Annotated in this window: 11 protein-coding genes; all 11 read left to right on the top strand. The window is 62.2% G+C overall.

Translation table 11 applies throughout. The features are described from left to right. Nucleotides 1-68: 68 nt before the first annotated feature. The 11 genes from AC2GXZ_RS28180 to AC2GXZ_RS28130 all read left to right on the top strand — a co-directional run bounded on the left by AC2GXZ_RS28180 (nt 69) and on the right by AC2GXZ_RS28130 (nt 11566). Nucleotides 69-995, top strand: a complete 927-nt coding sequence (locus tag AC2GXZ_RS28180) for an ABC transporter permease (RefSeq protein ID WP_483762568.1) — start codon at nt 69-71, stop codon at nt 993-995. Then, nucleotides 992-1861 (top strand): ABC transporter permease, encoded by an 870-nt coding sequence (locus AC2GXZ_RS28175; RefSeq protein ID WP_483762567.1) that lies wholly within the window; start codon nt 992-994, stop codon nt 1859-1861. The genes AC2GXZ_RS28180 and AC2GXZ_RS28175 overlap by 4 nt, the downstream gene beginning before the upstream one ends. Before the next feature lie 7 nt (nt 1862-1868). Beyond that, complete coding sequence (locus tag AC2GXZ_RS28170) at nt 1869-2654, top strand: SDR family NAD(P)-dependent oxidoreductase (RefSeq protein ID WP_483762566.1); 786 nt, start codon at nt 1869-1871, stop codon at nt 2652-2654. Nucleotides 2655-2672: 18 nt separating this feature from the next. Then, a complete protein-coding gene (locus tag AC2GXZ_RS28165) occupies nt 2673-3593 on the top strand; it encodes a polysaccharide deacetylase family protein (RefSeq protein WP_483762565.1) in 921 nt (306 codons plus the stop codon). Next, nucleotides 3590-5131 (top strand): gamma-glutamyltransferase family protein, encoded by a 1542-nt coding sequence (locus AC2GXZ_RS28160; protein ID WP_483762564.1) that lies wholly within the window; start codon nt 3590-3592, stop codon nt 5129-5131. Before AC2GXZ_RS28165 ends, AC2GXZ_RS28160 begins: the two co-directional genes overlap by 4 nt. After that, nucleotides 5128-6102 (top strand): ABC transporter ATP-binding protein, encoded by a 975-nt coding sequence (locus tag AC2GXZ_RS28155; RefSeq protein ID WP_483762563.1) that lies wholly within the window; start codon nt 5128-5130, stop codon nt 6100-6102. The genes AC2GXZ_RS28160 and AC2GXZ_RS28155 overlap by 4 nt, the downstream gene beginning before the upstream one ends. Further along, a complete protein-coding gene (locus AC2GXZ_RS28150; protein WP_483762562.1) occupies nt 6102-7115 on the top strand; it encodes an ABC transporter ATP-binding protein in 1014 nt (337 codons plus the stop codon). The genes AC2GXZ_RS28155 and AC2GXZ_RS28150 overlap by 1 nt, the downstream gene beginning before the upstream one ends. A gap of 248 nt (nt 7116-7363) precedes the next feature. Continuing rightward, entirely contained in the window at nt 7364-8593 is a 1230-nt protein-coding gene (locus tag AC2GXZ_RS28145; RefSeq protein ID WP_483762561.1) for a metal-dependent hydrolase family protein, read from the top strand. 17 nt (nt 8594-8610) lie between these two features. Next, the gene (locus AC2GXZ_RS28140) at nt 8611-9435 is read left to right on the top strand and encodes an ABC transporter permease (protein ID WP_483762560.1); all 825 of its coding nucleotides are present in this window, start codon (nt 8611-8613) and stop codon (nt 9433-9435) included. Between the two features lie 2 nt (nt 9436-9437). Next, nucleotides 9438-10493, top strand: coding sequence for an ABC transporter ATP-binding protein (locus tag AC2GXZ_RS28135; RefSeq protein ID WP_483762559.1), 1056 nt, complete (start codon nt 9438-9440; stop codon nt 10491-10493). 29 nt (nt 10494-10522) lie between these two features. After that, on the top strand, nt 10523-11566 hold the full coding sequence (locus tag AC2GXZ_RS28130) for an ABC transporter substrate-binding protein (RefSeq protein ID WP_483762558.1): 1044 nt from the start codon (nt 10523-10525) through the stop codon (nt 11564-11566). Nucleotides 11567-11644 lie beyond the last annotated feature (78 nt).

The raw sequence follows: 11644 nt of genomic DNA, 5'->3' as shown, positions 1-11644 counted from the left end.
CGACTGATGGAAGCCGGCTGTGATCCGCGTGCCGCGGATCACAGCCCTCCAACGCTGCGGAAAACACAGTGCCGATTTTCTTTGCCAAGCGCCTTTTCCAGGCACTGATCGCCATTTTCGGCGTGATGACGCTGATCTTCTTCCTGCAAAGGCTGGCGGGCGATCCCGTTCTGCTGCTCGTGCCGATGGATGCCACAAAGGCCGATATCGACCAGATGAGGATTGCGCTCGGCTTCGACCGGCCACTCGCCCTGCAATATCTGGACTATCTCGGCCATCTCATGCTCTTCGATTTCGGCCGAAGCTACGTGCAGAACATTCCCGTCGCCGAACTGATCCGGAGCCGCCTGCCCTATACGCTGATGCTTGCCGGCGGCGCGCTGGTGGTCGCCTTCGGTATCGGCATTCCGGTCGGCATCACGCTTGCGGTTCGCCGCGGCCGGCCCATTGCACGGCTGCTCTCCGCGCTGGTTCTGGCGGGCCAGTCCATGCCGACCTTCTGGAGCGCCATCCTGATGATCATGGTCTTCGGCGTCTGGCTCGGCTGGATACCGCCATCGGGAGCCCGGCAGGCGTCGAGCATCATCATGCCGTCGATCGCGCTCGGCCTCCTGTCGATGGCAACCTTCGCCCGCGTCGCAAGAACCGCGGTCCTCGATGAACTGGAAAAGGACTATGTCCGCACCGGTCACGCCAAAGGCCTGCCGATGCGCCGCATCATCTTCCGCCACCTGCTGCGAAACGCCTCGATCCCGGTGGTGACGGTGTCGGCACTGGAAATCGCCAATCTCCTGGCAGGCGCGGTGATCGTGGAAACCGTTTTTGCCTGGCCGGGCCTGGGGCAGCTGACGATCCAGGCGATCACCGCCCGCGACTTCATGGTGGTGCAGGGCGTGGTGCTGCTCGGCGCGGTGACGGCGATCGGCCTCAACCTTGTCGCCGATCTGCTCTACAGCCTGATCGATCCGCGGATCCGCATGGGGGTGGGGTCATGAGCGCACAACCGCAATCGGCAACGCCTTCCGTATCGGCAAGGATCGCAAACCTGCCCTGGACGGTTCTGCCCTTCGTGCTGATCGTTGGCGTGATGCTGCTGCTCGCGATCGCGGCGCCGCTCGTCGTGCCGGTCGATCCGAACGCGCAGAACCTCCTGGCACGGCTGAAGGCCCCGGGCACCGTTTCGCGCGGCGTCACCTATGTCCTCGGTTCAGACGAACTCGGGCGCGACGTGCTGAGCCGGCTGATCTATGGCGCACGGATTTCGCTGCTCGTCGCCTTTTCCTCGGTCATCCTGTCTGGAACGCTCGGCAGCGTGCTTGGCATGGTCGCCGCCTTTTATCGCGGCTGGGTGGAAATCGTCATCATGCGGTTGGTCGATATCGTCCTCTCGGTGCCGGCGATCCTGTTTGCCATCATCACCGTTGCTGTACTCGGGCCTGGCCTGATCAACGTGGTGATCGTGCTCGCCCTGACCCGCTGGCCGCGTTATGCGCGTGTCGCCTACGGGCAGACGCTGTCGGTCGCCAACATGCCCTATGTGCGGCTGTCGCGGTTCATGGGTGCGGGCTGGCTGCGGCTTCTCGGACGCCATATCCTGCCTAATATTGCCGGCTCCCTGGTCGTCGTCGCAACGCTGGAATTCGGCCTGATGGTGCTTTTCGAGGCGGGGCTGTCTTTCCTCGGCCTCGGGGTGCAGCCGCCGACTGCAAGCTGGGGTGCGATGCTGTCGACCGGCCGCAATTATGTCGCCACCGCCTGGTGGATCGCCACCTTCCCCGGGCTTGCGCTGTTTCTTCTCGTTTTATCCATCAACCTGATCGGCGACCATGTGCGTGATCGCCTCGATCCCAAAGCAAGGTAATCCCGACATGGATTTCAAGGACGAATTCGCCGGCAAGAAGGTCATCGTGACCGGCGCCTGCGGCATTATCGGCGGCTGGATCGCCAAGGCATTTTCCGACGCCGGCGCCGAACTGTGCCTGACGGACCATCGCGGTGCGGCACTGGCCGAAACCGTCAGCGCTTTTGGTGGCAAGACCTTCGGCATCGCCGCCAATCTGATGAGTGCACCCGACATGGAGCGTTTCGCCGGCGAGGTCGCCGGCCGCTGGGGTGCGCCCGACGTGCTGGTCAACAACGCCGGCATCTATCCGTCCGGCTTTCTGCTCGACATCGGGATTGATGATTTCGACGCGATCATGGGCGTCAACCTGCGTGCCCCCTTCTATCTGTCCAAACTCTTTGCCCGGCAGATGGTGGACAAGGGGGTCAAGGGTTCGATCGTCAATATCTCTTCGGGCGCCGCCCGCAAGATGCGCCGCACCGCCGTGACCTATTCGACCTCCAAGACGGCGCTTGACAGGCTGACCAAGGGATTTGCCATCGAGCTCGCGGAATACGGCATTCGCGTCAATATCGTCGAGCCGGGTTTTGCCGCCGGCAGCAGCGTCAGCGCATTGAGCAAGGAACATGTCAAGGCAGTGACCGAAGCCATTCCGCTTGGCCGTGCGTCGAGCAGTGAGGACGTGTCGAATGCGGTTCTGTTCCTGTCGTCTTCGGCTGCCGCCTACATCACCGGTGCAACCCTTGCCGTCGACGGCGGCAATTCGATCGGCTCTCTCGCGGTCTTCCAGGAAAAGAAGAAGGCCCTTTAGCACACAAGGACGATAGAGATGCCAGACCCGAAACCGGACATTGCGGCTCCGTTGTCGCCCTTCCCCGCCTATCAATGGCCAGAGGGCAAACAGTCCGCCGTGCTGCTATCCGTCGATGTCGACGCCAATTCGCCATTCCTCTGGTCGCTTGGAGATGATGCGCCGCAAAGGCTTGCAACGCATGAGATCCGCAATTTCGGGCCGCGGACGGGCCTGTGGCGGCTGGTTAACCTGTTTGCCCGCTTCGACTTCAAGGCAAGTTTCTATGTGCCCGGTCATGTCGCCGAACAGAACCCCGACATGCTTCCGGCACTCCTTGATGCCGGGCACGAAATCGGCCTGCACGGTTATTTCCATGAGATCGTCTCGGAGATTTCCGACGCGGAATTTACCGGCGCCATCGAGGCGAGCCTCGATCTGTTTATCCGGCAGACCGGCAGGCGCCCGAGCGGCTTTCGCTCACCCGCCTGGGAAATGACGCCGCATATGTTATCGGAAATCCGCCGGCTCGGGCTTGTCTACGACAGTTCGCTATCCGGTTTCGATCATCCCTACGAGATCGGAGGGATCACGGAAATTCCCGTCCAGTGGGCAACCGACGACGCGATATTCTTCAAGTTCGAGGGCGGCGGCCGCGACCGTTTCCCGATGCAATCCGGCCGGACGGTGCTGGAAGACTGGAAGTCGGAATGGCGCATGCTGCATCGCTTCGGCGGGTTGTTCACGCTCACCGTGCATGACTGGATCTCCGGCCGCGCCCAACGCATCGCGCTGCTCGAGGAACTGCTGGGCGAAATAGCGGCAGAACCTGCTGCCTGGGTGGCGACCGCAGATGAAATCGCCAGCTTCCACCAGGCGTCGGCCAACCGCAACCGCTTCGCCGTCGACGCGAGAATACCGCAGGCAATCGGCCCGCGGCGATATGGAAAGAACGCATGAACGAGAGTTGGATTATCCGCAAGGGCGAGACCCGTAGCCGCAACGGACTGGTCGCCTGCCAGAACCGCCTCGCCGCCGAAGCCGGTGCTGCGGTGCTGTCGCGTGGCGGCAATGCCGTCGATGCAGCCGTCGTCACGGCGCTGGTGCTCAGCGTCGTCGAACCCTGGCTGTCGGGCATAGGCGGCGGCGGTTTCATGCTACGGGCCGATGGCGCCACCGGTGCGGTCGATGCGCTCGATTTCAACGTCCTGTCGCCCCGCGCACTCGATCCTGACGATTATCCGCTGGCTGCCGGCCGCGATGGAGACTGGTTCGACTGGCCGTCGGTTGCCGGCGACCGCAACCTCATCGGCTATTCGTCGATCTGCACACCCGGCGCCATTGCCGGCTTTGCCGAGGCGCTCGAAAAATTCGGCACGCTGACATGGGAGGACGCACTCCAGCCGGCGATCGAACATGCGCGTCGCGGCACCGAACTCGACTGGTTTACCGTGCTGGCGCTGGCGATCGATGCGGCCGGCCTGGCGCGGTTCCCGGCATCCTCGGCAATCTTCCTTGTCGACGGCCGCCCGCCACGGGCGCCAGAGCGCGGCATGCAGGCCAATCTTCCGATGCCTCGGAAGGCGGCGATGCTGGAGCGGCTCGCCAAAGCCGGCGCCCGCGACTTCTACGAGGGCGAGACGGCTGCAAAGATCGTCGAAGACCTGAAGGCCGGCGGCTCGCGGATCGATGCGCAGGACCTTGGCGATTACCGCCCCCGCTGGATCGAACCGCTGAAGCATGGCTATCGCGGTCTCGACATTCACGCGATGGGTGGGCTTTCGGGTGGCCCGACAATGATCGAAGCGATTGCCGAACTCGACAAGACGCTGCCATCCGACGATGCGTTTTCCGGCAAGAGTTCGCTCGCCTTCGCCCGCGCTCTGCGGCGTGCCTCCGAACACAGACTTCGCAGCCTTGGCCATGCCGGTGCCGGCAGCTGCACAACTCATGTCAGCGTCGTCGATTCGACCGGCACGATGGTCTCGCTGACCAATACGTTGCTGTCCCGCTTCGGCTCGAAAGTGGTGCTGCCGCAGACCGGCTTCCTGATGAACAACGGCATGATGTGGTTCGATCCACGCCGCGGACAGCCGAATTCGATTGCGCCCGGTGTGCGCCCGCTTGCCAATATGTGCCCGATCATCGCCACCCGGGAGGGCAAGCCGTTCCTGGCGCTCGGCGCGGCCGGCGGACGGCAGATCATGCCGGCCGTGGTCCAGATCCTCTCCTATGTCGCCGGTTTCGGTCTGTCGCTCGAAGACGCCTTTACCAGCCCGCGCATCGATGCAAGCGGAGTCACGATCATGGTCGATCGCCGAGCCCGCGCCGATGTCGCCAGCCGGCTTTCCGCCGAATTCCCTGTCGAAATCGTCGAGGATACGCTTTATCCCGTCAATTTTGCCATTCCATCGGCAGTGATGCGCGACGGCGACGAGTTTGTCGGCATGGCGCATCCGAACCACCCCTGGGCCGCGACTGCCATGGAGATACGATGACGGGACCTGTGCTTGCAGTCAGCGATCTTTCGGTGTCGATCCGGGGCAATACTGTTGTCGACGGGGTTTCGCTCTCGATCCAGGCCGGCGAAATTTTGTCGCTGGTGGGTGAGTCCGGTTGCGGCAAGTCGATGACCGCATTCGCGATCATGGGGCTGCTTCCGAAAGTGGCGCGGATCGATGGCGGCAAGGTCATGCTTGGCGGGTCCGATCTCGTCAGCATAGCCGAAGAGCGGCGGCGGCAGTTGCGCGGCGCCGAACTGGCGATGATCTTCCAGGAGCCGATCGCCTCGCTCAACCCGCTGATGCCGATCGGGCGGCAGATCGAGGAAAGCCTGATCGTCCACCGCGGCGTATCGGCCGGCAAGGCACGGGCCGCCGCTATCGACATGCTGGCGGAGGTCGGCATTCCCGAGCCGCAGCTGCGTTACCGGCAGCATCCGTTCGAACTCTCCGGCGGCATGTGCCAGCGGGCGATGATCGCCATGGCGCTGATCTGTCGACCGAAGCTGCTGATCGCCGACGAACCGACGACCGCACTCGACGTGACGATCCAGGCGCAGATCCTCGAGCTGATGAAACGGCTGCGCGACGAGACCCGCACGGCGATCCTGCTGATCACCCACGATATGGGCGTGGTCGCCGACATGGCCGACCGGGTTGCCGTGATGTATTCCGGCCGCATCATCGAAGAAGCACCCGTCGATGACATTTTCGCCAGCCAGCGCCACCCCTATACGAGGTTGCTTCTATCGACCATTCCACGCCTAGACGGGCCGCCGAAGACCGACCTGCCGGTGATCGAGGGCATGGTTCCCGATATCGGTGCCTGGCCGCCCGGCTGTCGTTTCAATCCCCGCTGTCCGGTGGCCGGCGACAGGTGTCTGCGCGAACAGCCGGCCCTTTCACCGCGTCCCGATTCAGGCCGTGCCGCCTGCTGGCATAGCGACCGCGTGGAGGAACTGGCCTGATGCAGACCCTGCTTTCCGTTCGCGACCTGAAGGTCCATTTCCCTATCCGCAAAGGCCTGTTCGGCGGCGATGTCCGTTATGTGAAGGCGGTGGACGGGGTTGATTTCGATATTGCTGCAGGCGAAAGCCTTGCGCTTGTCGGCGAGAGCGGTTGTGGAAAGTCGACGCTCGGGGCGGCCGTGCTCGGCATGCAGATCCCGACTTCGGGCATGATATCCTTTGCCGGCGCCGAGGTGCGGCATGGCGAGCACGAGACCCGCCGCCGGTTGTCGCGTGACATCCAGACCGTTTTCCAGGATCCCGTCGCAGCACTCAATCCGAAAATGTCGATCGGCGACAGCATCGCCGAGCCGCTCGCCATCCACGGCATCGGCGATGCCAAGGCCCGTGCAGAACGGGTAGCGGAACTGCTCGCACTTGTCGGCCTGCATCCACAGCATGCCGAACGCCGGCCCAACGCCTTTTCCGGCGGCCAGCGCCAGCGCATCGTCATCGCGCGGGCTCTCGCGCTGCAGCCGAAACTGCTCATCCTCGACGAGCCGGTATCGGCGCTCGACGTTTCCATCCGCTCGCAGATCCTCAACCTGCTTCTCGACCTGCAAAAGCGTTTCGGCCTTTCTTACCTGTTCATCAGCCATGATCTTTCCGTCGTGCGCCATTTCGCCGATCGTGTAGCGGTCATGTATCTCGGCAAGCTGGTCGAGACCGGTCCGACCGATGCGGTTTTTGCACGGCCGGTGCACCCCTATACCGAAGCGCTTCTTTCCGCTGTGCCGCTGCCCGACCCGGTCGCCCAACGGGCCCGCAAACGGATCGTGCTGTCCGGCGATCTGCCGAGCCCGGCCAATCCCCCGGCAGGCTGTTCCTTCGTCACCCGCTGTCCGCTGGCCGAGGACATCTGCCGTAACAGGCCGCCCGCACTCGTTGCTGTCGGACGCCGGGAGCGTGCCGCATGCCATATACGTGCGCCCCTGCCTGGAGAGTGGGCAAGCATGCAACCAGCAGGCGGTTGATCGAAAACAAATGATCGTCAAAATCTCTATTGCGGTCATGTCGACAATTTGTATTATCAGCTTAACAAAAAGCAGGGGAACGATGTCAGGCCGCACCAACCACGCGGTCAATGGCAGCGGAAATCGACAGGGCAAGCACGGGACCGGGCGCCGCATATTGCGGATTTCGGTGACGGCGAAGCTTTGCCCGGACCATTTTTCCGCCGGATTTCCGGCAGTTGCAGACGGTTTAGAACTGGGAGTTCTTGATGACACAGACTATTTTCACCGGCGGCCAATTCCTCGACGTCAAGACCAAGACGATGGTCGGCGGTATTGAAGTTCTGATCGAAGACGACATCGTGCGCGAAGTCTCCGACAAGCCGATCACCGGCTCAACGGCCGAAAAGATCGACCTCAAGGGCAAGACGCTGATGCCGGGCCTGGTTGACGCCCATGTGCATGTCGTCGCCACGCTGGTCGATCTTGCCGCCAATGCCGAACTGCCGTCCTCGCTTGTAGCGCTACGGACCTCGAAGATCATGAACGGCATGCTGATGCGCGGGTTCACCACCGTGCGCGATCTTGCCGGCGCCGATCTCGGCTTGAAGCTCGCGGTCGAAGAAGGCCTGATCGACGGTCCGCGCCTCGTTATCTGCGGCAAGGCGCTCGGCCAGACCGGCGGCCACACCGATTACCGCACCCGTTTCGACAATCGGCCGCTGCATGAGGCAAGCCTCGGCGCGCTCGGCCGTATCTGCAACGGCGTCGACGAAGTCCGTCGCGGCGCTCGCGAAGAGATCCGCAACGGCGCCGAATTCATCAAGATCATGGCCAATGGCGGCGTCGCCTCGCCGACCGATCCGATCCACGTCCTGCAGTTCTCGCGCGAGGAAATCATTGCGGTCGTCGAGGAAGCCAACAATGTCGGCACCTATGTGTCGGCCCATGTCTATACCGACGAGGCGATCCGCCGTGCGGTCGAATGCGGCGTCCATTCGCTGGAACACTGCAACCTGATCGAAAAGGAAACAGCCGAGCTTGCCGCCAAGAAGGGCGCCATCGCCTGCCCGACGCTTGCCGCTTACGAAGGGCTTGCCATGGAAGGCGAGGCTTTCGGCTTGAAGCCTGACTCTGTCGCCAAGATCGAGACCGTTCGCACCGGCGGGCTGCGCTCCTTGAAGATCCTGCATGATGCCGGCGTTCAGATGGCTTACGGTTCCGACCTGCTCGGCCAGCTGCACAAGTACCAGTCGATCGAGTTTTCGACCCGCAACAAGGTTTTGCCGGCGGCCGACATCATCGAATCCGCCACGCTCATTTCGGCCAAGCTGTGCCGCATGGAAGGCAAGATCGGTGAACTTTCCGCCGGTTCCTTCGCCGACCTGATCGTTGTCGATGGCAACCCGCTGGAAGAGATCGGCGTGCTCGAACAGCACGACAAGATCAAGGCCATCATGAAGGGCGGCCGCTTCTACAAGAACGAACTGGCAGCCTGATCGCAAAGGACGTGCATATGGTGGAAGGCAAGACTTTCTCCGAACGCCTCGGCCGCTTGTCGGTCGGTGTTCTCAATGTCGTCGGCCTCGCCCTGTGCGTTCTGCCGCTCATTCTGGTGTTCTGGCTGTCGGTCATTTCCAACAGTATCCTGTCGCTGCCGGCGGAGGGGTATTCGCTCCGCTGGTTCGCCGAGGTCTGGCGCCAGCCCCAGTTCATCGACGGCTTCTATCTGAGTGCCATGGTGGCGATCGGCGCAACGGCGATCGGCATGCTGGTCACCATTCCGGCGTCGATCGTGCTGGTGCGCAAGCGCTTCATCGGCCGCAACGCCATCATGCAACTGTTGATGTCGCCGCTGATCGTTCCGGCGATCGTCATCGGCGCGTCGCTCTACATGACGCTGGTCGAGCTGGAAGTCCGCACCGGTATCCCGGCAACCGGTTCGACCACCGGCTTTATCGCCGGCCATGTGCTCCTGACCATTCCGTGGTGTGTGCGGCTGCTCACCGCCAATCTCGCCGGCCTCAACGAGGTAGTCGAGGAAGCGGCGGCAAGCCTCGGTGCAGCGCCCTTCACGGTGATCTGGAAAGTGACGCTGCCCCTGATCCGCCCCGGCATCGTTGCTGCCGCGATCTTCAGCTTCGTCGTTTCCTTCGGCAATCTCGAAGTGTCGATGTTCCTCTCGACGCCGGGCCAGGTCACCCTGCCGGTGGCGATCCTCCAATATCTCCAGTGGAAGATCGATCCGACGATCGCCGCTGCCTCGGTGATGCAGGTCGCGATCATCGGCCTGGCGCTCGTCATCACCAATCGTTTCGTCAATCTCTCCAGGATGGTTTGAACATGGCAACTGTCACGATCGAAAACCTGCGCAAGGTCTATGGTGATTTCGTTGCCGTCGACAACATGAACCTCGACGTCAAGGACGGCGAGTTTCTCATCCTTCTCGGGCCTTCCGGCTGCGGCAAGACAACGACGCTGCGCATGCTTGCCGGCTTTATCGAGCCCAATGAAGGCAAGCTCGGCATCGGCGCCCGCGATATCACAACCGAACCTCCTTACCGGCGCAATATCGGCCTCGTCTTCCAGAACTATGCCCTCTTCCCGCATCTGACGATCTTCGAAAATGTCGCCTTCGGCCTTCGTCGCCGCAAGCTTGCCGAAGCCGAGATCAAGACGCGGGTTGCAGAGGCCTTGGAACTGGTCCGGCTCGGCCATCTCGAGGACCGCTATCCGAAGCAGATGTCCGGCGGCCAGCAGCAGCGCGTGGCAATTGCCCGTGCGCTCGCCATCCGCCCCGATATCCTGCTTCTCGACGAACCGCTCTCGAACCTCGACGCCAAGCTGCGCCTTCAGGTGCGCGACGAATTGCGCGCCCTGCAGCAGAAACTGGGGATCACCACCGTGATGGTCACCCACGACCAGGACGAGGCGATGTATGTCGGCGACCGTCTTGTGGTCATGCAGGAAGGCAAGATCCAGCAGATCGGCACACCGACCGAGCTCTACAACCACCCGGCCAATCGTTTCGTCGCTTCCTTCATCGGCCGCACCAATTTCCTCGAGGGCGAGATTTCCGCCGGCCAGTCGATCTTCAAGACGAAGACAGGCCTTCGGATCGAGACCGAGGCCGCTTCGGGCAGCCATGGCGAAATCATGATCCGGCCCGAAATGATCGAACTGTCGCCCGCAGCAACCGAGGCGGTGAACTGCTTCGAGGCCGAGATTGCCAGCAGCGTCTTCCTCGGCGGCAATATCGAGATCGTCGCAACGCTTCCGGGCGGTGACAGCGTCACCGTCATCACCACCGTCAAGCACCTGAAGGACAGAGGCATTTCGGCAGAAGCCGGAAGCCGATTCCACCTCTCCTTCACGCCTGAATCCGCAGTTCTGATGTAAACGACCGAATAATCGAGAAAGGGAACAGCATGACGAATGGTATCAACAGAAGACAATTCGGCCTGATGGCCGGCGCGCTGGTGGCAAGCACTGCGCTTTCCACCAGCGCACGCGCGGCTCCATCCGGCCGCGTCGTCGTCGGCACCTGGGGCGGCGACTACCAGAACCTGCAGCAGCAGTTCATCGTCGACACGCTGATGAAGGACGCCGGCATCAATGTCGTGTTCGACACGGCCAACGACACGGTGCGCAAGACCAAGATGCTCGCCGAACGCCGTCTGCCGCGCGGCACGATGGACATCGCCTGCCTGACCGGTCAGGGCGCCTACGAGATGAACAAGAACGGCCTGCTCGAGGAACTCGACGAGACCAAGGTGCCGAACCTGAAATATGTGCCGGCAGCACTGCGCAACAATTACGGCGCGCCACATATCTATACCGGCCGCGTGATCCTCTATAATCCGAAATTCGTCAAGACGGCGCCGACCTCCTACAAGGACCTGTGGGATCCGCAATATGCCGGCAAGATCGGCGTCATCGACATCCAGTACCAGACGACCATCGAATCGGCTGCGATGATTTCCGGCGGCGCGCTCGACAATTACGAGCCGGGCAAGGAAAAGCTGCTCGAATTGAAGAAGCAGGGCGTTAAGATCTACCCGACCAACGAAGCCATGGCACAGGCGATGCAGACGGAAGAATGCGTCATGTGCATCATGTGGAATGCCCGCGGCTACATGTGGAAAAAGGCCGGCATCAATGTCGAGATCGCCGTGCCGAAGGAAGGCCTCGTTCTCTACGTGTCGGAAATGTGCGTACCGAAGAACGCTCCCAACAAGGAAGCCGCCTACGCCTATCTGAACGCGATGATGGAACCTGCGCCGCAGAAGGCATTTGCCGCGACGATGGGCTATGCGCCGACCAATACGACGGTCAAGCTCGATGCCGACCTTGCCAAGGTGGTCGACTATACGCCTGAACAGCAGAAGGGCTTCCTCGTCCAGAACATGGAGTATCTGGCGAAGAACGACGGTGCCCTTCAGGATTGGTGGAACAAGTCCTTCAAGGGCTGATTTCCACGACTTGAACAAAACGGCTGGCCGGGTTTATCCCGGCCGGCGTCCCGACCCGGCATAACCAAGGAACGGCAG

It is taken from the genome of Aliirhizobium sp. YIM B11859 (assembly GCF_057163345.1).
This window is presented reverse-complemented; position numbering and strand designations above follow the sequence as displayed.